Source organism: Streptomyces sp. NPDC056161, assembly GCF_042268025.1.
Classification (GTDB): Bacteria; Actinomycetota; Actinomycetes; order Streptomycetales; family Streptomycetaceae; genus Streptomyces.
In genome coordinates this window covers 1-19,603 of sequence record NZ_JBHJUV010000052.1, presented here as the reverse complement: position 1 = coordinate 19,603, position 19,603 = coordinate 1, and the positions used below count along the sequence as shown (strand labels likewise).

General features: G+C 73.5%; 18 protein-coding genes, 1 rRNA gene and 1 pseudogene. 6 read left to right on the top strand and 14 right to left on the bottom strand.

From position 1 onward, the window contains the following. Positions 1-44: 44 nt before the first annotated feature. The 3 genes from ACFC09_RS35410 to ACFC09_RS35400 all read left to right on the top strand — a co-directional run bounded on the left by ACFC09_RS35410 (position 45) and on the right by ACFC09_RS35400 (position 3,955). Entirely contained in the window at positions 45-1,871 is a 1,827-nt protein-coding gene (locus ACFC09_RS35410; RefSeq protein ID WP_376535248.1) for a glycoside hydrolase family 15 protein, read from the top strand. An 89-nt stretch (positions 1,872-1,960) separates the two neighbouring features. Then, complete coding sequence (locus ACFC09_RS35405; protein ID WP_376535246.1) at positions 1,961-2,149, top strand: hypothetical protein; 189 nt, start codon at positions 1,961-1,963, stop codon at positions 2,147-2,149. A 114-nt stretch (positions 2,150-2,263) separates the two neighbouring features. After that, positions 2,264-3,955, top strand: a complete 1,692-nt coding sequence (locus ACFC09_RS35400) for a PucR family transcriptional regulator (protein ID WP_376535244.1) — start codon at positions 2,264-2,266, stop codon at positions 3,953-3,955. A gap of 6 nt (positions 3,956-3,961) precedes the next feature. On the opposite strand, the gene ACFC09_RS35395 is transcribed toward ACFC09_RS35400, so the two are convergent. Both ACFC09_RS35395 and ACFC09_RS35390 read right to left on the bottom strand, forming a co-directional pair. After that, entirely contained in the window at positions 3,962-5,098 is a 1,137-nt protein-coding gene (locus tag ACFC09_RS35395; protein ID WP_376535242.1) for a glycosyltransferase family 4 protein, read from the bottom strand. Between the two features lie 308 nt (positions 5,099-5,406). After that, positions 5,407-5,532, bottom strand: coding sequence for a hypothetical protein (locus ACFC09_RS35390; RefSeq protein WP_376535240.1), 126 nt, complete (start codon positions 5,530-5,532; stop codon positions 5,407-5,409). 42 nt (positions 5,533-5,574) lie between these two features. On the opposite strand from ACFC09_RS35390, the gene ACFC09_RS35385 reads away from it, so the two are divergent. Next, complete coding sequence (locus ACFC09_RS35385; RefSeq protein WP_376535238.1) at positions 5,575-5,940, top strand: DoxX family protein; 366 nt, start codon at positions 5,575-5,577, stop codon at positions 5,938-5,940. Between the two features lie 104 nt (positions 5,941-6,044). On the opposite strand, the gene ACFC09_RS35380 is transcribed toward ACFC09_RS35385, so the two are convergent. The 5 genes from ACFC09_RS35380 to ACFC09_RS35360 all read right to left on the bottom strand — a co-directional run bounded on the left by ACFC09_RS35380 (position 6,045) and on the right by ACFC09_RS35360 (position 11,066). Next, positions 6,045-6,824, bottom strand: coding sequence for a hypothetical protein (locus ACFC09_RS35380; RefSeq protein WP_376535314.1), 780 nt, complete (start codon positions 6,822-6,824; stop codon positions 6,045-6,047). A gap of 41 nt (positions 6,825-6,865) precedes the next feature. Continuing rightward, entirely contained in the window at positions 6,866-8,617 is a 1,752-nt protein-coding gene (recN, locus tag ACFC09_RS35375) for a DNA repair protein RecN (RefSeq protein WP_376535236.1), read from the bottom strand. A gap of 253 nt (positions 8,618-8,870) precedes the next feature. Further along, complete coding sequence (locus tag ACFC09_RS35370) at positions 8,871-9,776, bottom strand: NAD kinase (RefSeq protein WP_376535234.1); 906 nt, start codon at positions 9,774-9,776, stop codon at positions 8,871-8,873. After that, on the bottom strand, positions 9,773-10,588 hold the full coding sequence (locus tag ACFC09_RS35365) for a TlyA family RNA methyltransferase (RefSeq protein ID WP_376535232.1): 816 nt from the start codon (positions 10,586-10,588) through the stop codon (positions 9,773-9,775). The genes ACFC09_RS35370 and ACFC09_RS35365 overlap by 4 nt, the downstream gene beginning before the upstream one ends. Positions 10,589-10,595: 7 nt before the next feature. Continuing rightward, a complete protein-coding gene (locus ACFC09_RS35360; protein WP_376535230.1) occupies positions 10,596-11,066 on the bottom strand; it encodes a hypothetical protein in 471 nt (156 codons plus the stop codon). Positions 11,067-11,108: 42 nt separating this feature from the next. Between ACFC09_RS35360 and ACFC09_RS35355 the strand changes: the two genes are divergently transcribed. Beyond that, entirely contained in the window at positions 11,109-11,456 is a 348-nt protein-coding gene (locus tag ACFC09_RS35355) for a sterol-binding protein (protein ID WP_376535228.1), read from the top strand. 73 nt (positions 11,457-11,529) lie between these two features. Here the strand turns inward: ACFC09_RS35355 and ACFC09_RS35350 are convergent, their stop codons facing one another. From ACFC09_RS35350 to ACFC09_RS35335, 4 genes are read right to left on the bottom strand one after another with little or no spacing between them, the layout of a single operon-like run. After that, complete coding sequence (locus ACFC09_RS35350; RefSeq protein ID WP_376535226.1) at positions 11,530-12,402, bottom strand: ABC transporter ATP-binding protein; 873 nt, start codon at positions 12,400-12,402, stop codon at positions 11,530-11,532. Next, positions 12,399-13,517 carry a FecCD family ABC transporter permease gene (locus ACFC09_RS35345; protein ID WP_376535224.1) on the bottom strand — a complete coding sequence of 373 codons (1,119 nt, stop codon included), beginning with the start codon at positions 13,515-13,517 and terminating at the stop codon, positions 12,399-12,401. Before ACFC09_RS35345 ends, ACFC09_RS35350 begins: the two co-directional genes overlap by 4 nt. A gap of 11 nt (positions 13,518-13,528) precedes the next feature. Next, positions 13,529-14,575, bottom strand: a complete 1,047-nt coding sequence (locus ACFC09_RS35340) for a FecCD family ABC transporter permease (protein WP_376535222.1) — start codon at positions 14,573-14,575, stop codon at positions 13,529-13,531. A 59-nt stretch (positions 14,576-14,634) separates the two neighbouring features. Next, positions 14,635-15,663: an HAD hydrolase-like protein gene (locus ACFC09_RS35335; RefSeq protein WP_376535220.1), complete on the bottom strand. Its 1,029-nt coding sequence runs from the start codon at positions 15,661-15,663 to the stop codon at positions 14,635-14,637. Between the two features lie 71 nt (positions 15,664-15,734). Here ACFC09_RS35335 and ACFC09_RS35330 point away from each other — a divergent pair, with 71 nt between their 5' ends. Next, positions 15,735-17,018, top strand: a complete 1,284-nt coding sequence (locus ACFC09_RS35330) for a DUF1015 domain-containing protein (RefSeq protein WP_376535219.1) — start codon at positions 15,735-15,737, stop codon at positions 17,016-17,018. Positions 17,019-17,072: 54 nt separating this feature from the next. On the opposite strand, the gene ACFC09_RS35325 is transcribed toward ACFC09_RS35330, so the two are convergent. From ACFC09_RS35325 to rrf, 3 genes and pseudogenes are all read right to left on the bottom strand, one after another. Beyond that, positions 17,073-17,972, bottom strand: coding sequence for a hypothetical protein (locus ACFC09_RS35325; RefSeq protein ID WP_376535312.1), 900 nt, complete (start codon positions 17,970-17,972; stop codon positions 17,073-17,075). Between the two features lie 15 nt (positions 17,973-17,987). Further along, positions 17,988-19,304 (bottom strand): annotated as a pseudogene (locus tag ACFC09_RS35320) (hypothetical protein); the annotation flags it as partial. Between the two features lie 126 nt (positions 19,305-19,430). Beyond that, a 5S ribosomal RNA gene (gene rrf, locus ACFC09_RS35315) occupies positions 19,431-19,547 on the bottom strand. Between the last annotated feature and the right edge of the window lie 56 nt (positions 19,548-19,603).

Genomic DNA, 19,603 nt, shown 5'->3' with positions numbered 1-19,603 from the left:
CATCCCCTTGACCGCACAGAGCGATAACCCCTTCGTGGGGTGACGTGGCCGTTCGACTGGAGTTGCACGTGGCCGGGCGCATCGAAGATTACGCACTCATCGGAGACATGCAGACAGCTGCGCTGGTCTGCCGGGACGGCACAGTCGACTGGCTGTGCCTGCCCCGCTTCGACTCACATGCCATCTTCGCCGGTCTACTGGGCACCGAAGAACACGGATTCTGGCGGCTCGGTCCGGCCCACGCGGCCGACGCGCAGCCGCCCACGGCGGCCCGGCGCACCTACCGCGGCGACTCGCTGATCCTGGAGTCGGAGTGGGACACCCCGCGCGGCACCGTTCGTGTGACGGATTTCATGCCTCCGCGTGACGGCGCCCCGCAGCTGATCCGCATCGTCGAAGGCGTCACCGGCCGGGTGCCGATGCGCTCCGCCCTGCGGATGCGCTTCTCCTACGGCCGGGTCGTGCCCTGGGTGCACAAGTACGACGGGCGAACGGTCGCGGTCGCCGGCCCGGACTCGGTGTGGTTCGACACCACCGCGGAGACCTACGGCAAGTCGCTCACCACCTACGCCGACTTCACCGTCGCCCCCGGCGACCGCATGGCCTTCACCATTTCCTGGCAGCCTTCTCACCGGGAGCCGCCCGCGCTGCCGGAGCCGGAGCAGTCGCTGGCGGCGACCGAGGAGTTCTGGCGCGAGTGGGTCGAGAACTGCACCTACCACGGGCCGTACCGCGAACCGGTGATCCGCTCCCTGATCACGCTCAAGGCCCTCACCTACGCCCCGACGGGCGGCATCGTCGCCGCGCCCACGACCTCCCTGCCGGAGGACATCGGCGGCGTCCGCAACTGGGACTACCGCTACACCTGGCTGCGGGACGCGGCGATCACCCTGTCCTCGCTGCTGCGCACCGGCTACCGCGAGGAGGCCCGCGCCTGGCGGGAGTGGCTGCTGCGGGCGGTGGCGGGCGACCCGGAGAACCTCCAGATCATGTACGGCATCGCGGGTGAGCGCGAGCTGGGCGAGGCGGAGCTGGACTGGCTGCCCGGCTACGAGAAGTCCGCCCCGGTCCGGGTCGGCAACGGCGCCGCGCACCAGCTCCAGCTGGACGTGTACGGCGAGGTCACCGAGGCCCTGCACCTGGCCCACATGACCGGCCTGGCCCGCAACGACTACGCCTCGCTGCTCCAGTTGAAGCTGATCCGCTACCTGGAGGACCACTGGGACGAGCCGGACGAGGGCATCTGGGAGGTGCGCGGCCCGCGCCGGCACTTCGTGCACTCCAAGGTGATGGCCTGGGTCGCGGTGGACCGCACCATCAAGCTGATCGAGTCCGGGGACGCGGACGGCCCGCTGGAGCGGTGGCGCGAACTGCGCGACGACATCCACCGGGACGTGTGCGAGAGGGGCTACGACAAGGAGCGCAACACCTTCACCCAGTCCTACGGCTCCAAGGAGCTGGACGCCTCGCTGCTGCTGATCCCGCAGATGGGCTTCCTGCCGCCGGACGACAAGCGGGTGATCGGCACCATCGAGGCGATCCAGCGGGAGCTGTCCACTCCGGACGGCTTCATCCTGCGCTACCCCACCGAGGGCGAGCACGAGGGCGTCGACGGCCTCCCCGGCGACGAGGGCGCCTTCCTCGCCTGCTCGTTCTGGATGGCGGACGACCTCGCGATGATCGGACGGGTGGACGAGGCCCGCAAGCTGTTCGAGAAGCTGCTGGCCCTGCGCAACGACCTCGGTCTGCTGGCCGAGGAGTGGGATCCGGTCAACCAGCGGCAGGTCGGCAACTTCCCGCAGGCTTTCAGCCACGTCCCGCTGATCGACACGGCCCTGCGCCTGACGGCCTCGGGGGCGTACGGCGGCTGAGCCGGCGAGGGGCGGCTCGCGGCACGACCCGGTGTCCGGGGCCGCCCGGGGCGGGTCGGGCGCGGCCCCGGTGCGGCAAGGGGGCAGCCGTGGAGCGGCCTCGGCCGCACCGTGATCGGCGCCGTGATCGACCGCGGGCCGACGGTGATCGCCGGTGCGCCGACGAGAACGACGTGCTGGGCGCCGTACGCCTCGCCCAGGACCCCCGGCTGCGCATCGCGGTGCGCGGCGGCGGCACCGCGTCGCCCGGACCGTCCCGGGCGGCGGCCCGCCGGTGATCGGCCCGCGCCGCGGGCACGCGGGGCGAGCGGGGATCCGGCCACCGCGGCGGCGATCGAGCCCGTCCGCCGAGGAGATGCCCCGGAGGCGTCCGCGCAGGTAGCGTCCGCTCCATGGACAGCCGTACGGACAACACGACGGGCAACGCCTTCGACACCGAGGGCGCCGGGATCACCGTTCGGCGGGCGCTCGAACTCCCCGGGCTGCGCGGCGGACTCCCGGAGATCCTGGCCGGCGCCGAGGGACTGGGGCGCACGGTCCGCTGGGTGCACGCGGGCGAGGTGCCCAACATCGCCTCCCTGCTCAAGGGCGGCGAACTGCTGCTGACCACCGGATACGGCCTGGGCACCCGGCCCGCCGAGCAGCGGGCGTTCGTCCGCACCCTCGCCGACCGCGGCATCGCCGCCCTGGTGGTGGAACTGGGCCCGCGCTTCGACCGGCTGCCCACGGCGGTGGTGGACAGCGCCCGCGGCGCCGGGCTGCCACTGGTCCAGCTGCACCGCGAGGTGCCGTTCGTGACGGTCACCGAGGAGATCCACACCGAGATCGTCAACGGCCACTACGCGCTGCTCCAGCGGGCCGAGGAAGTGCACCGGCGCTGCACCCAGGCGCTGCTGGGCGGTGGCGGAGTGCCGCGGGTGCTGGAGATCCTGGCCGGCTTCAGCGGGAATCCGGTCTTCCTGGAGACCCCGGACGGCCGGCTCCTGTACGCGGCCGGGGCCGGACCCGAGGGCGCGGACCCGCTCCAGGTGTGGGAGGGACTGCGCGGTCAGCACAAGGACGTCCCGCCGCCCGCCGGTTCGGTGCTGGTGGACGTGCCGGGCAGCGGGCCGGGCCCGGGCTCGGTACGGGCCCGGCTCGTGCTGCTCCCGGTCCGCTCGCCGCTGGCGCCCGTGCACCGGATGGCCGCCGAGCGGGCCGCGGCCGTCCTGGCGGTCGTGCTGATGCAGGCCCGTCAGGAGGAGGAGCTGGCGGCGCGCGGCCGCGGCGACTTCCTCACCGACCTCGCCGAGGGCCGCGTCAGCGCCGAGGACGCGCCCGCACAGGCCCGGGTGCTGGGCTTCAAACCGGGCCACAGCCCGCTGCTGCCGGTGGTGATGCGGCCGGCCGGCACCCTCGCGCCGGGCGGCGGCAGCGCCCGCTCCGGCGGCGTGGAGAGCGGCGGTGGCTGGGCCGTCCTGGCACGTGCCGTCGCGGAGGAGCTGGCCTCGCTGGGCATGCCGGTGCTGCTGGGCGTGCGGCCGGTCGAGGGCCGCGTCCCGCTGCTGCTGGGGCTGCGTTCGGCGGCGGAGCGGCCGGCGGTCGCGGACCGGGTCGCGGCGGCGCTGCGGGCCGGGGTGGAACGGGCCGGGATGCACCGGCCCGGAGACCGGCCGCCCGTGGTGGTGGTCGGGGCGGCCGGGGGCTGGGCGTCCGCGTCGGACGGGCTGCGGCACGCCGCGGAGACCGCGGCGGCGGCCCAGGGCCTCGCGGACCGTCCGTGGTACGACGCCCGTCGGCTGGACATCGACCTCCTCCTGTGGCGGCTGCGCGACCACCCGGACCTCGCGGCCTTCGTGGACCGGGCGATCGGCCCGGTGCGCGAGCACGACAGCCGGGCCAAGCCGCCGCTGCTGCCGACGCTGGAGACCTATCTGGCGCATGCGGGCCGCAAGGCCGAGACCGCCCGTGAGCTGCACCTCAACCGGCAGACCCTCTACAACCGCCTCGCCCGCATCGGGGAGCTGCTGGGCACCGACCTCGACGACCCGCAGACCGTACTGGCGCTGAGCCTGGCCCTGCGCGCCCGCCGGCACGTGTCCTGACGGCGCTCAGACCATCGGGCCGGGCTGGGTCAACTCGTCGTAGACGCTGAGGACCTGGGCGACCGTCTCGTCCTCGGTGGGCCAGCCGGCGGCCTGCCGCGCCCCCCGCTCGGCCAGCTGCTCGCGGCGCCCGGCATCGCCGAGCAGCCGTACGACAGTGGCGGCGAGCGCGTCCGCGTCGCCGTACGGGACGAGTTCGGCGGCCTCGCCGACCAGGTCGGGGATGCCGCCGACGGCGGTCGCGACGAGCGGTACGCGCGCGTGCAGGGCCTCCTGGGCGAGCACGGAGCGGGACTCCCAGCTGCTGCACAGCAGCGCGAGGTCGGCGGCGGCGAGCAGCCCGTCGGGGTCCTCGCAGCGGCCGAGGAGCCGTACCGGCAGTTCCTCGTCCTCGATCCGGCGCGTCAGCTCGGCGCGCAGCGGGCCCTCGCCCGCGACGACGAGCAGGGGTACGGGGTCGAGATTCCGCCAGGCGCGCGCCGCGTCCAGCAGGACTTCGTACCCGCGGTACCGGTCGAGGGAGCCGATGGCCACCAGCAACGGGCGGCCGATGGCGCCGAGTTCGGCCCGCGCCTTGGAACGCAGCGGGTCGGGGTCGTCGGGTGCCGCGGTGCGACGCGGGCGGGGCAGGGAGACACCGGCGAGCCGGGCGTCCCGGGCGCCGGCCCCGCGGGCCTGGTCCACCAGGTCGGAGGAGGTGCCGAGGACCACGGCGGCGGCCTTGGCGACCCGGCGCTCCAGCAGCCGGAGCAGATGGCCGCGGGCGCCTTCGGCCTGCGCGCGGTCGTGCCAGGTGACGAGGAACGGGGTACGGCGTCCGCTGAGCGCCAGCACCGTGCGGAAGGAGGCGTGCAGCCCGTGCGCGTGCACCAGGTCGGCGTCGGCGCAGGCCGCGCGCAACGCGGCGACGGACGCCGGGGCGCTGCTGCGCGGGACGTGGACGTGGTCGGCGCCGACGCCGGTGAAGTCGTAGCGGTCGTCGGCCTGCGCGGGGGCGCACACCGTGACCCGCACACCGCGCGCGACGAGACCCGCGGCCAGCGACCGCACATGCGCGCTGCTGCCGGCATCGCCCCCGCCCAGCACCTGCACGGTGCGCAGCGGCGACTGTCCGTGCGGTGCGGTGCTGCTCGCGGGGCTCACGCGTCCGGGACTCCTGGTTCGGCGTGGGAAGGGCACGAAGATACGTACAGAAGGTATCGGGTGGAGGGGGAGCACCGCGCGCCTGCCCCGCGCACCGCGTTCCCTGCCAAGGATGCCAGCAGATACGGGTGTTGCGGGCGCCGCGGGGAGGCGCGGAACTCGACGGGACGGGGCAATGCTCCAGAGCGCGTCACCCACACGAGTGAGGATCCCGAGCGCCGGACGAACACACGTACGGCCTTCCGGGTGGCACGGCCGGGCAGGGCCGGCGGGCCGGCTCGCGGCCCCCGCAGCGGCGCCGCCGCGGATCACGCGCCGGGGACGGGCGCGGCGTCCGCCGTGCCGCTGGGCAGCGGCAGCCTCCGGGTGTCGGATGCGGCTTCGTCCGGCCGGATCCCGGCGTTCTGTTCGAAGAACCCCTGACAGTCGCTCATGATGGGGCGACCCACGATCCGTCGTCCCAGGAAGGTCCCGCCATGCACGTCGCGTACTGGATCGTCGCCGCGCTCCTGGCCCTGTTCTACGGCTTCGCGGGAGGCAAGAAGCTCCTTGAGAGCCAGGAACGGCTACGGCCCATGATGGGCTGGGTCGACCAGATACCCATGCCCTGCGTGCGGGTCCTGGGGGCGCTGGAGATCCTCGGCGCGCTCGGCCTCCTGTTGCCGCCCCTCACCGGCATCGCGGTCGTGCTCGCCGTCGCCGCGGCGGTCGGCCTCGCCCTGGTGCAGATCGGCGGCATGGCGCTGCACCTCTCCCGCGGCGAGGCGCAGGTGATCGTCATCAACGTCGTCTTCCTGGCGCTGTCGGCCGTGGCCGCCTGGCTGGCGACCGCCTGGCTCTGACCGCGGCGGCGCTCACCGCCCGACCTCGCCGGCCCGGACCCGCCGACCCCGGCCGCACCGGCCGGCCCCGCACCCACAGCGCCCGGCCGGCACCGGCCACCGGCTCAGCGCCCGCCCCCGCCCGCGGCACGCGCCCAGGCGGTGACCCGGTCCCCGTAACGGGCCGCCACCACCACGGCGGCGGCGTGCGCCGCCAGGCCCACGCGACCGTACCGGGCGGCGATCGCCACGCCCAGGGCCGCGCCGAGCGCGTGCGCCCCGGTGTCCCCGATCATCGTCCGCTCGCCCAGGTCGTCGGGGAGCACGGCCGCCGCGGCTCCCGTCGCCGCCGCGGCCGACTCCGTGCCGGCTCCCGCGCACAGCAGTCCCGGCGCCCCGAGGGCGAGCACCGCGCAGGCGGCCCGGCCCGGCCGTACGTCGACGAGGTTGACGAAGTGCGCGGTGCCCGCGATCACCACCCCGGCGAGCAGCCGGTCGAGGAACCGTTCCCGCAGTGCCGCACCGGCGACCAGCCCGGCCGCGGAGATCCCGAACAACTTGACCGCGCCGCTGGTGACTTCGCCGTCCCGCAGAGCGGTCAGATGCGCCCGGAAACCGCTTCGGGGGTCACCGGCCCCGGCGAGGTCGTCGTAGGCACCGCAGGCCCCGGCGGCGAGCACGGCGAGTCCGGCCGCGGGATGGACGCGGGCCGCTCCCACCGCGGCCGCCAGCGCGCAGCCGGGCCCCGGATACCACCCGACGGTGCGCCCGGCGTAGTTGGTGCGCTCCCAGCGCTCCCGGCCGCCCGGCGCCGTCGCGCGCAAGGCGGCACCCACGGCGCGGGTGAGCGCGGCGGCACGGGCGGCACGGACGGCGAAGGACCCGCCGCGGCCCCGGGCGACCAGCGGTACGCCTCGCAGTACGCCTCGCACAGCCCCACCCGCCACTAGCCGTCGGCCCGTGCCGTGGCCAGCAGTTCCTCCGCGTGCGCGCGGGCCGTCTCGGAGTTCTCCTGGCCGGCCAGCATCCGGGACAGCTCCCGGACGCGGTCCTCACCCTCCAGCACCTTCACCCCGGACCGGGTCACCGATCCGTCGTTGGTCTTCTCGACGAGCAACTGCCGGTCGGCGAAGGCGGCCACCTGCGGCAGGTGGGTGACGACGACGACCTGCGCGGTCTTGGCGAGCCGGGCCAGCCGCCGCCCGATCTCCACCGCGGCCTTCCCGCCGACACCGGCGTCGACCTCGTCGAAGAGGTACGTCGGTACGGGATCCGTGCCGGCGAAGACGACCTCCACGGCGAGCATCACGCGCGACAGCTCACCGCCGGACGCCCCCTTGGCGATGGGCCGGGGCGGCGCGCCCGGGTGCGGGGCGAGCAGCAGTTCCACCTCGTCCGCGCCCGACGGCCCGTAGGCGACCGGACGCCCGCCGACCTCGACGCCCTCGGGGTCCTCGGTCTGCCGGATGGCGAAGGACACGCGCGCGTGCGGCATGGCGAGCGAGGCCAGTTCGGCGGTGACCGCCGCGGCGAACCGTTCCGCGGCCTGGGTGCGCGCGTCCGTCAGCGCCTGGGCGAGCGCGCCCAGCTCACCGCGCAGCGCGTCCCGTTCGGCGGTCAGTTCGTCGATCCGCTCGTCGTCGCCGTCGAGCTCGGTCAGCCGTGCGGCGCCCTGCTCGGCCCAGGCGAGCACGGAGTCGATCTTCTGACCGTACTCGCCGTACTTGCGGGTGAGGGCGCCCAGCGCTGCCCTGCGCTCCTCCACGGCCGCCAGGCGCAGCGGATCGGCGTCCAGATCGTCCGCGTATCCGGCCAGCTCTCCCGCCACGTCGCCCAGCAGGATCCCGACCTCGCCGATCCGGTCGGCCAGCGAGGCGAGCGCCGAGTCGTGGGAGCGGACGGCTTCCAGGGCGCGGTGCGCGCCCGCGACCAGGGTCGCCGCGTCGATGCCCTCGGGGTCCTCGGGATTGCCCGCGAGGGCGGCGTGCGCGGCGGTTGCGGCCGAGGACAGCGCCTCGGCGTGCCCGAGCCGCTCCGCCTCCTCCGCGAGTTCCACGTCCTCGCCGGACCGCGGTTCGACACCGGCGATCTCGTCGAGCCCGAAGCGCAGCATGCCGGCTTCCTGGGCGCGTTCACGCGCGCGCGTGACGATCTCCTCCAGTTCGGCCGCGACCGTCCGCAACCGCCGGTAGGCCCCCGCGTACTTGGCGAGCGGTCCGGCGACCGCCGCACCCGCGTACCGGTCCAGCGCCTCCCGCTGCCGGGACAGTTTCAGCAGGCCCTGCTGGTCGGTCTGCCCGTGCACCGCCACCAGTTCGTCGGCCAGTTCGGCCAGCACGCCGACGGGCACGCTGCGTCCGCCGAGATGCGCTCGCGAGCGCCCCTCGGCGGAAACGGTACGGCTGATGAGCAGCGCCCCGTCGTCCAGTTCCGCTCCGGCCTCCTCGGCGCGTACGGCGGCGGACGCGTCCGAGGCGACGGTCACCCGCCCCTCGACGACGGCCTTCTCGGCCCCGATCCGTACCAGCGCCGGATCCGCGCGCCCGCCCAGCAGCAGCCCCAGGCTCGTGACCACCATGGTCTTGCCGGCGCCCGTCTCACCGGTCACGGCGGTGAAACCGGGCGACAGCTCGACGACAGCGTCGTCGATGACTCCGAGCGACCGTATCCGCATCTCCTCCAACACGGACACGACCATACGAGGTCCGGGCGGAGAAGCGCGACGGCCCCCGCCCCCATCGTGTGAAGGTGCAGGTGACGACCGTGCATCGCGGTCGGCTGTCACCCGGGTGAGTGCCGTGCACCGCGGGCGGGCCGCGTCTGGAGGGGCGAGGGCAAGCGGGAGTCCCCCTGTTCGAGCCAAGCCGAGAACCTGGGGGGGAGCGACCAGCCACGACGGCGCCGCGGACGCGCACCACCGCACATCGGCGGCATTTCCACAGGCGGGGCGCCTAGTGCGGCGCCCCCCGCCATCCGGAGACCGGCAGCGCGAACTTCGCCACCAGCCGGTCGGTGAACGAGGCGTGGTGCAGCCGTGCCAGCCGTACCGGCACGGCGCCCCGGCGGACCTCGACCCGCGCCCCGGGCGGCAGCTCGATGGTCCGCCGCCCGTCGCACCAGAGCACCCCGGGCTGGATGTGCGGCAGGACCTCCACCGCGAGCACCGAGTCCGGCGAGGTCACCAACGGCTTCGCGAACAGCGCGTGCGCGGAGATCGGCACCATCAACAGGGCCTCCACCTCCGGCCACACCACGGGCCCGCCCGCCGAGAAGGCGTACGCGGTCGACCCGGTCGGCGTCGACAGCACGATCCCGTCGCACCCGAAGCCCGTCACCGGCCGCCCGTCGATCTCCAGCACGACCTCCAGCAGCTTCTCGGCCGACACCTTCTGCACGGCGGCCTCGTTCAGCGCCCAGTCCGTGTGCACGACGTCCCCGTTGCGGAGCACGACGACGTCGACGGTCATCCGCTCCTCGACCTCGTACGCCTTGCTCACGACCCGGTCGACGACCTTGTCGAGGTCGTCACGCTCGGCCTCCGCGAGGAAGCCGACGCTCCCGAGGTTGACGCCGAGCATCGGCACCCCGGAGGCCCGCGCGAACTCGGCACCGCGCAGCAGCGTGCCGTCACCGCCCAGGACGATCAGCAGCTCACAGCCGTCGAGGCACTGCGGGGTCGCCTCCTTGACCAGCCCCACCTCCGCCGGCAGCGGCAGGTCGATCGCCTCCTGCTCCAGGACGCGCACACCGATGCCGGACCGCAGCAGTCCCTTGACCACCAGCTCGGCGCTGCGGATCGCCGCGGGCCGCCCGGTGTGGGCGAGCAGGAAAACAGTACGAGCGTGGTTCTGTGTCAACGCGGCCCCTCCGCCACTGCACGGTCAACGTCGGCCGGGTCCAGTTCCGGTGCCCCGGACCGCAGCCAGAGAAAGTACTCGACATTGCCGGCCGGCCCCGGCAGCGGACTCGCGGTGACCCCGCAGGCCCCGAGTCCCAGCTCCCACGCCTGCCGGGCCACGCCCCGCACGGCCTCGGCCCGCAGCTGCGGGCTGCGCACGACGCCCCCGCTGCCCAGCCGTTCCTTGCCCACCTCGAACTGCGGCTTGACCATCATGACCAGGTCGGCGTCCGGCGTCACGCACCGCTTCAGGGCGGGCAGCACCAGCCCGATCGAGATGAAGGACAGATCTCCCACGACCAGGTCCACCGGCTGTCCGCCGATCGCGTCGAGCGTCAACTCCCGTACGTTCGTGCGGTCCTTGACGGTGACGCGTGCGTCGCTCCGCAGCGACCAGGCGAGTTGTCCGTATCCGACGTCGACGGCGACGACGTGCGCGGCGCCCGCGCGCAGCAGGACGTCGGTGAAACCGCCGGTGGACGCGCCCGCGTCCAGTGCCCGCCGGCCCTCGACGGCGAGCCCGCGCGGTACGAAGGCGGCCAACGCCCCGGCGAGTTTGTGACCGCCCCGGGAGACGTACTCCGGGTCACCGTCGTCGGCGGCCACGACGATCGCGACGGCGGTCTCCACCTGGGTGGCGGGCTTGGTCGCGACGGTCTTGCCGACGGACACCCGCCCGGCGGCGATCAACTGGCCCGCGTGCTCACGCGAGCGCGCGAGCTTCCGGCGGACCAGCTCCGCGTCGAGACGGCGGCGTGCGACTCCTGCCACGTTCGGTTCAGCTCCTGACTTCGTACGGCGGACGGAACGGACGGCCCGCGGGGCCTCGTTGCGCCGAGGCGTTCGGGTGGTCGGCGGGAGCCTGCGGACCCGGGCGGGCGTCGAGCGCGGTGAGCGCGTCACGCAGCCCGCCGTGTACATCCTCGTACACCTCGACGTGTCCGTCCGTGGTGAGGTGGTCGGCGTCGGCCAGCCGCTCCAGCCGGCCGTCGACCTCGGCGTTGCCGGTGGGGGTGCGCGGCACGCCCAGCGCGGCCGGCGCGCCCGGCTCGGGGTCCCGGTCGAGGCATGGGCCGGCGTCGGTCCCGGCCGCGCCGCCACCGCCGCCACCGCCGCCACCGCCGTCCTCGCCCTCCCGGTGCTCATCGGGGCGCGCGTACGGCGTTTCGGCCACGGACTGCGACTGCGGCTGCCGCTGCGGAACCGTCTCGTCCGGCCGGGCCCCGGTCTCGGGCGCAGAGTCGTTCATGCCCAGACGCTACCCCGAAGCCCTGCGGTACCGTCGGTCGCGATGGCCACGATCGAGGAGTGCCGCGTCGCACTCGAAAAGCTTTCGGACAATATGCAGGCGGCCGAGGGCGACGTCCGCGCCGCCGCCGCCCTGGACCGCTCGGTGAGCTGTCACATCACCGACCTGGACGTCACCTTCGCCGGGCGGATGACCGGCGGCCGGATCGAGATCGACGACACCCACCAGGGGCCGCCGGCCACGAAGGCGCAGATCGGGCTCGCCATGACCGGTGACGACCTGGTGGCCCTGGTCGACGGCGGACTGAACTTCGCCAAGGCATGGGGTTCGGGCCGGGTGAAACTGGAGGCCGCCCTGCTCGACCTGTTCCGGCTGCGGAAACTCCTCTAGGGGCCTGGCCAGGACGCCGCCCCGTCGGCCTTCCGCCGCCCGGACACCTCGCCGGACAGCACACCTGGGACGTCTAGGACGCATCTCCGGCCGGGACGCGCTCGCGTGCCCTGCGGGCCGCCGGCACCACCAGCGGGGTGCCCGTCTCCGGGTCGTCGATCACCTGGCAGCGCAGCCCGAAGACCTCCTCGACCAGTTCGGCGGTGACCACGTCGTTCGGCGGGCCCTCGGCGACGACCCGGCCGGAGCGCAGGGCGATGAGATGGGTGGCGTACCGGGCGGCGTGGTTGAGGTCGTGCAGGACCGCGACCAGGGTGCGGCCCTGCTGCTCGTGCAGTTCGGCGCACAGGTCGAGGACGTCGATCTGGTGCTGGATGTCGAGGTAGGTGGTGGGTTCGTCGAGCAGCAGCAGGGGGGTCTGCTGCGCGAGGGCCATGGCGATCCACACGCGCTGGCGCTGGCCGCCGGACAGTTCGTCGACATAGCGGTCGGCGAGTTCGGCGACGCCGGTCTGGGCCATGGACTCCTGCACCACCCGCTCGTCCTCGGCCGACCACTGCCGCAGGATCCCCTGGTGCGGATACCGGCCGCGGCCCACCAGGTCGCCCACGGTGATCCCGTCGGGCGCGATGGACGACTGGGGCAGCAGGCCCAGCGTCCGCGCGACCTGCTTGGCGGGCATCGACTGGATGACCTGCCCGTCCAGGAGCACCCGGCCGGCGGTCGGCCGCAGCATCCGCGACAGCGCCCGCAGCAGGGTCGACTTGCCGCACGCGTTCGGGCCGACGATCACCGTGAACGAGTTGTCGGGGATCTCCACCGACAGGTGTTCGGCGATGACGCGCTGGTCGTAGGCGAGGGTGACGTTCTCGGCGGAGAGGCGGTTCACGGTGCTCCTTCGGGTGTACTTGTGCGGTGCGCCGCTGGTGCGCCGAACGCCGCTCATATCCGGCCCGCCCTGCGCTCGGCGACCAGCAGCCACAGCAGATACACACCGCCGAGGACGCCGGTGACCACCCCGACGGGCAGTTGGTCGGCCCCGAACAGACGCTGCGAGACCCAGTCGGCGGCGACCAGCAGGGTGGCGCCCATGCACAGCGAGGGCACCAGGTTGGGGCCCGGCATGGGGCGGCTTCCCGCGCCCTTGAGGCGGCGGGGGAGGGTCAGGCGCCGGGCGAGTTGGGGCGCGGTGAGCGCCACGAAGCTGACGGGTCCCGCGGCGGCGGTCGCGCCCGCGGTCAGCAGCACGGCCGCGACCAGCAGCAGCATCCGTAGCCGTTCGACGCGCACCCCGAGGGCGTACGCGACGTCGTCGCCCATCTCCATCATCCTCAGGCCCCGCGAGCCGGCGAGGACGAGCGGTACGAGGACGGCGCACATCCCGAGCAGCGGCCAGACCTGGGTCCAGTCACGGCCGTTGAGGGACCCCGTCATCCACACCACCGCTCGGGTGGCGTCGACCAGGTCGGCCTTGGTGAGCAGATAGCCGTTGACGGCGGTGACGATCGCGGAGACGCCGATTCCGACCAGGACCAGCCGGTATCCGTGCACGCCCCGTTTCCAGGCGAGCAGATAGATGGCGACTCCGGTCAGCAGGCCACCGACGAGCGCCCCGAGGGTGACCGCGGTGGCGGACCCGGACATCAGCACGATCACGACGAGCGCGCCCGCCGTGGAGCCCTGGCTGAGGCCCAGCACGTCCGGGCTGCCCAGCGGGTTGCGCGACACGGACTGGAACAGGGCGCCGCCGAGGCCGAGCGAGGCGCCGACGAGCAGCCCGACCAGAACGCGCGGCAGCCGCAGCTCGTCGACGATGAACTCCTGGAACGCGGTGCCGTTCCCGGCCAGGGTCTTCAGCACGTCGGCGGGCGGGATCTCGGCGTCGCCGGTGCCGATCAGCAGCACGCTCGCCACGCCGGCGGCGACGAGCAGCACGACGACGACGGTCAGGGCCCGCGGGTCCAGCCGCACCGAGAGCCCGCCGGGGGTGCGCACGACGAGGCCGGAGCGGCTCGTGCGGTTGGGGCGGCTCGTGCGGCTGGGGCGGCTCGTGCGGCTCATGGGACGGGTGTTCACAGCTGCGCAGTCCTCCGCCGTCGTACGAGATAGATGAAGACCGGGCCGCCGATGATCGCGGTGACGATGCCGACCTGGAGTTCCGAGGGGCGCGCGACGACCCGCCCGAGGATGTCGGAGCCGAGCAGCAGCACGGGCGACAGGACGGCCGCGTACGGCAGGATCCAGCGCAGGTCGGGGCCGGTGAAGGAGCGTACGACGTGCGGCACCATCAGGCCGACGAACACGATGGGCCCGCAGGCCGCGGTCGCGGCGCCGCACAGTACGGTCGCCGCGAGCATGGCCAGCGCGCGGGTGCGGTTGAGGTCGGCGCCGAGGGCCCGAGCGGTGTCGTCGCCCATCGTCATGGCGTTCAGCGGCCGGGCGAGCAGCAGCGCGAGCACCATGCCGACCGCGAGGAACGGCAGCACCTGCACGATGGTCGAGGAGGTGGCCGAGGCCAGCGAACCCACCGTCCAGAAGCGCATCTTGTCCAGCGCCGCGCCATCCGTGATCATCACGGCCTGGAGATAGCCGTACAGCGCGGCGCTGATCGCCGTACCGGCGAGCGCGAGCCGCACCGGTGTGGCGCCCCGGCTGCCGCCGAGGAACCAGACCAGCGCGCCGACGGCGGCGGCACCGGCGAACGCGAACCACACATAGCCGCTCAGGCTGCCGACGCCGAAGAAGGAGATCGCCGTGACGACCGCGGCCGAGGCGCCCGCGTTGATGCCGAGCAGGCCGGGGTCGGCCAGCGGGTTGCGGGTGAGCGCTTGCAGCACGGCTCCGGAGAGACCGAGCGCGGCGCCGACGAGCAGCCCGAGGACGGTGCGCGACAGCCGCTCGTCGACGACGACGTCGCCGTACGTGCCCGAGTCGTGGAACAACCCGTGCCAGACCTGCGCCAGGGACAGCTCTTTCGCCCCGACCGCGATGCTCACCAGGACGACCAGCAGCAGGATCGCGAGGGCGACGAGGAGTCCAAGACTCCGCACCGCACGGCGGGTTGAGGGCGCGGCACAGGCGTGCTCCACGCGCTGTTCGGGAGGACTGTCGACCAACACGGAGGTTAGGTTAGCCTACCCTGCCATCATCGATCGATGCCGCGTCCGTGCTTCGTCGCTCAGAGTCCGAGCCGCGCCAGCGCCTTTCCCCCGTCCAGCTCGCAGGAACCCTCCCCGGCCGCCGTCCAGGCCGCCGCGCACAGCGCACGCAGCCCGTCCAGGGCCTCGCCGTCGCCCGCCAGCTCCAGCCGGCCGTCGGCAGCCGTCGCCGTCCAGCCCGCGCAGCGGAAGCCCGCACCGTCCCTGCCGACCTCCGGCTGTCCGGTGAGCAGGCCCCGCAGGTCGGCGTCCACATAGGTGGGCCGGTGCCGGGGCGGCGCGGCGAGCAGCCCGGCCGCGTCGGTGACGCCCGTCAGTACGAGCAACGAGTCGACGCCGCCGTTGAAGGCGCCCTCGATGTCCGTGTCCAGGCGGTCGCCGACGACCAGCGGACGCACGGCGGCGGTCCGCAGGATCGTCTCCCGGTGCATGGGCGGCAGCGGCTTTCCCGCCACCTGCGGCTCGGCCCCCGTCGCGATCCGCACCACCTCCACCGCCGCGCCGTTGCCCGGGGCGATCCCCCGGCCGCTCGGAATCGTCAGATCGGTGTTGGAGGCGAACCACGGCACCCCGCGCGCGATGGCGTAGCACGCCTCCGCGAAACGGCCCCAGGCCAGATCCGGGCCGCCGTACCCCTGCGCGACCGCGGCCGGATCGTCGTCCGCCGACTCCACCGGCCGCAGCCCGCGCTCGCGCAGCGCCACCCGCAGCCCCTCACCGCCGACCACCAGCACCCGCGCACCCGGCGGCACCTGCTCGCCGATCAGCCGCGCGACCGCCTGCGCGGAGGTGATGACCTCCGCGGCCCGCGTCGGGATCCCCAGCTCGGTCAGGTGCGCGGCGACGGAGTCCGGTGTCCGCAGCGCGTTGTTGGTGACGTACGCCAGCCGCATGCCGTCGGTGCGGGCCGCCGCCAGCGACTCGACCGCGTGCACGATGGCGTTCCCACCCGCGTACACCACCCCGTCCAGGTCGAGCAGCGCCGTGTCGTACGCCTCGCTCAGGAGCCGTCCACTGCCCTCGGGCCTGGTCCTGACGCCCTGGCTCATTCCGCATCGCTCCTTGTCACGCCGTTTCCTCCGATCATCCCGCATGCCACTGACACACGTACGATGCCGAAATGAACACTGCAGGTCACCCGGGAGCAAAGACGCGCCGCGGCCTGGAACTCACCCCGTTCCGCGGCCTGCGCTACGCCCCCGAACGGGTCGGAAGTCTGTCCGCCGTGACGTCCCCGCCGTACGACGTAGTGGTCCGTCCGGATGGTGTGCGACACCTCCAGTCGGCCGATCCGTACAACATCGTTCGGCTGATTCTTCCGCAGGCCGACACGCCCACCGAAAGCAACAAACAGGCGGCCGAGACCCTGCACCGCTGGCTGGCCGAGGGCGTGCTGGCCGAGGACCCCGAACCATGCCTGTACGTCTACGAACAGCGCGACGGCGACGGCATGCTCCAGCGCGGCATCATCGGCGCCCTGCGGGTCTCGGACCCCTCCGAGGGGATCGTGCTGCCGCACGAGGAGGTCATGCCGCCCATCGTCGCGGACCGCGCCGCCCTGATGCGCGCCACCTCCGCCAACCTCGAACCGCTGCTGCTGACCTACCACGGCAACGGCGCGGCGGCCGACGTCATCGAACGCACGGCCGAGGAAGCCCCGCTGCTCGCCGCGACCACCGAGGACGGCTTCCGTCACCTGCTCTGGGCGGTCACCGACCCGGACGACGTGGCGCGCGTCCAAACCGATCTCGCCCACCACCAGGCCCTGATCGCCGACGGCCACCACCGCTGGGCGACCTATCTGTGTCTACGCGCGGAGCACCCTTCCCCCAGCCCCTGGGACCACGGTCTGGTCCTCCTGGTGGACACGGCCCGCTATCCGCTGCGCGTCCGCGCCATCCACCGGCTGCTGCACCGCCTGCCGGTCGCGGACGCGCTGACGGCCCTGGACGGCCTCTTCCGGGTACGGCACCTGTCGACGCCGCTTTCGGACGCCCTCGCGGCGCTGGCCGAGGCGGCGGACACCGGCAACGCCTTTCTGCTGGCCGGCGACGGTGCCTTCCACCTCGTCGACCGCCCGGACCCCGGCCTGCTGGCTCGCACGGTCCCCGCCGACCGCCCCGCCGCCTGGCGCACCCTGGACGCGACGGTGCTGCACTCCACGCTCCTCGACCATGTCTGGCACATCCCCGAGGACTCCCCCGCGCACATCGCCTACATCCACGACACGGCGGCCACCGTCGCCAAGGCGGAGCGCGACGGCGGTACGGCGGTCCTGATGCACCCGGTCCACGAGGACGTGGTACGCGATCTGGCCCGCCAGGGCGTGACCATGCCCCGCAAGTCGACATCGTTCGGCCCGAAACCGGCGTCGGGGCTGGTGCTGCGGGTGCTGGCCACCTGACCGGAGCCCGAAGGGGCAGGCCCAGGACCGGACCCGCCCCTTCGACACGCGACGTCAGCCCTGCTCGGACCTCTGCTCGGACGCCTGACCGGACACCTGCTCGGACGCTTGGCCGGCATCCTCGTCCCGCTGGTCGTCCTCGTCCCGTCGCTGCTGTTCCGCGTCCAGTTCCTCGTCTTCGTCCTGCTCCTCGTCTTCGTCCTGCTCCTCGTCTTCGTCCCGCTCCTCGTCTTCGTCCCGCTGCTCGTCCTGCTCCCGCTGCTCGTCCTCGTCGTCGCCCAGCGCATCGACGAACTCGACGCCGTCCAGTTCGGCCAGCCGGTCGGAGGCGTCCGTGCTGCCGTCCCGGTCGGCCTCGACGGCCTTGGCGAACCACTCGCGGGCCTCGCTCTCGCGTCCGACGGCGAGCAGCGCGTCGGCGTAGGCGTAGCGCAGCCGCGCGGTCCACGGCTGTACGGAGTTGGACGCCAGTTCCGGGCTCTGCAACGTCACGATCGCCGCGTCCAACTGCCCCATGTCGCGCCGGGCCCCGGCGGCGACCAGCCGCATCTCGACCTGCCCGGCCTTGTCGAGCTTGTGCACCTCGGGCGCACCGGCCATGTCGAGCGCCTTCTCCGGTCGGCCCAGGCCGCGCTCGCAGTCGGCCATCACGGGCCACAGATCGGTGTTCCCCGTCATCCGCCGCGCGGCCCGGAACTCGGCGAGTGCCTCACCGTAGTTCTGAGTGGCGTACGCCGCGAACCCCGCCGCCTCCCGAACGGCGGCGACACGCGAGGCCAGGCGCAGAGCCACCTTGGAGTAGCCGTACGCGCCCTCCGGGTCCTCGTCGAGGAGCCGGGCCACCATCACCAGGTTCTTGGCGACGTCCTCCGCGAGCGTCTTGGGCAGGCTCAGCAACTCCTGCCGTACGTCCTTGTCGATCTCGTCGCCCGTGACGTCCTCCGGGATCGGCAGCCGCTTGATCGGCTCCCGGTCCCGCTCACGCTCCCGCTCCTCACGGAAGCGCCCACCGCCGCCACGCCGGTCGTCCGGCCGCCCACGGAAACCACCACCGGGACGCCCACCACGATCATCCCGCCGCGGGCCACGCCCCCGGTCGTCACGCCGGTCGTCCCGGCGGAACCCACCACGGTCCCCGCGGTCGTCACGCCGGTCGTCACGCCGGAATCCACTACCCTCACCACGGCCGCCGTCGCGACGGTCGTCCCGGCGGAAGCCACCACGGTCCCCGTGGTCGTCACGCCGGTCGTCCCGGCGGAACCCACCACGATCACCACGGTCATCACGCCGGTCGTCACGCCGGTCGTCATGCCGGAAACCGCCGCGCTCACCTCGGTCATCCCGGCGGTCATCCCGGCGGAAACCACCGCGGTCGCCACGCTCACCGCGGTCATCCCGGCGATCGTCACGCCGGAAGCCACCACGGTCGCCGCGGTCGTCACGGCGGAAACCGCCACCTTCACCACGGCCGCCGTCACGCCGGTCGTCCCGGCGGAACCCACCACGGTCGCCGCGGTCGTCACGGCGGAAACCGCCACCCTCACTACGGCCGCCGTCGCGACGGTCGTCCCGGCGGAACCCACCACGATCACCACGGTCATCACGCCGGTCGTCACGCCGGAACCCACCGCGCTCACCTCGGTCATCCCGGCGGTCGCCGGCTCGGAAGTCCGAACGCTCGCCGCCCCGCCGATCACCGGGACGCTCGTCCCGTCCACGGAACCCGCCTCGGTCACCGCGCTCACCGCGCTGATCGCCCCGATAGCCGCCCCGGCTGTCGTCACGCCGGAAGCCACCGCGGTCGCCGCGGTCGTCACGCCGGTCATCGCGGCGGAAACCACTACCCTCGCCACGGTCCTCGCGGCGGAAGCCACCACCTTCACCGCGGTCATCGCGCCGGAAACCGCTCCGCTCACCACGATCGTCGCGGCGGAAGCCCCGGCCGCTGTCGTCCCGGCTGCGATAGCCACCGCGGTCGTCGCGGCGTGGATACCCTCCGCGCTCCCCACGGTCGTCGTCACGGCGGGAGCCACGGCGGTCGTCGTCACGCCGTTCGCTCCGCTGGTCACGGTCATCACGGCGATACGGCGGCCGGCTCCCCTCCCGCCGGAAGCCGCGGTCCCGCTCACCGCCGCGGTCGTCGTCCCGACGCGCATAACTGCCACGGTCACCGCGGTCGTTACCGTGCCGCTGGCCGCTTCGGAAGCCGCCACGCTCGCCACGGTCACCACTGTCCCGTCGCCGCTGGTCGCGCTCCGGTCGATCGTCGGGAGAGTTGGTGGACATCGGTGACTCCTGTCTTCGGTACCGCAAGTCATTGTCGCGCAGTCGGGGGTATCCGGCGCACTTGGGAAAAACAAAAGGACCCCTGGTCCCAGCTGAACGCTGGTGACCAGGGGTCCTCCAAAGATTGTTCGGCGGCGTCCTACTCTCCCACAGGGTCCCCCCTGCAGTACCATCGGCGCTGTAAGGCTTAGCTTCCGGGTTCGAAATGTAACCGGGCGTTTCCCTCACGCTATAACCACCGAAACCCTAATGGTTTCGAGCGAACAAGCACACTCTTCAATTGTGTGTTCAGCTCTCAG

Coding starts and splice junctions, on each gene's coding strand:
- ACFC09_RS35360 (WP_376535230.1), bottom strand. CDS start 11,066: ATGAACGACTCTGCGCCCGAGACCGGGGCCCGGCCGGACGAGACGGTT.
- ACFC09_RS35400 (WP_376535244.1), top strand. CDS start 2,264: ATGGACAGCCGTACGGACAACACGACGGGCAACGCCTTCGACACCGAG.
- ACFC09_RS35350 (WP_376535226.1), bottom strand. CDS start 12,402: ATGAGCGGCGTTCGGCGCACCAGCGGCGCACCGCACAAGTACACCCGA.
- recN (WP_376535236.1), bottom strand. CDS start 8,617: ATGGTCGTGTCCGTGTTGGAGGAGATGCGGATACGGTCGCTCGGAGTC.
- ACFC09_RS35355 (WP_376535228.1), top strand. CDS start 11,109: ATGGCCACGATCGAGGAGTGCCGCGTCGCACTCGAAAAGCTTTCGGAC.
- ACFC09_RS35390 (WP_376535240.1), bottom strand. CDS start 5,532: ATGAGCGACTGTCAGGGGTTCTTCGAACAGAACGCCGGGATCCGGCCG.
- ACFC09_RS35335 (WP_376535220.1), bottom strand. CDS start 15,663: ATGAGCCAGGGCGTCAGGACCAGGCCCGAGGGCAGTGGACGGCTCCTG.
- ACFC09_RS35385 (WP_376535238.1), top strand. CDS start 5,575: ATGCACGTCGCGTACTGGATCGTCGCCGCGCTCCTGGCCCTGTTCTAC.
- ACFC09_RS35330 (WP_376535219.1), top strand. CDS start 15,735: ATGAACACTGCAGGTCACCCGGGAGCAAAGACGCGCCGCGGCCTGGAA.
- ACFC09_RS35345 (WP_376535224.1), bottom strand. CDS start 13,517: ATGAGCCGCACGAGCCGCCCCAGCCGCACGAGCCGCCCCAACCGCACG.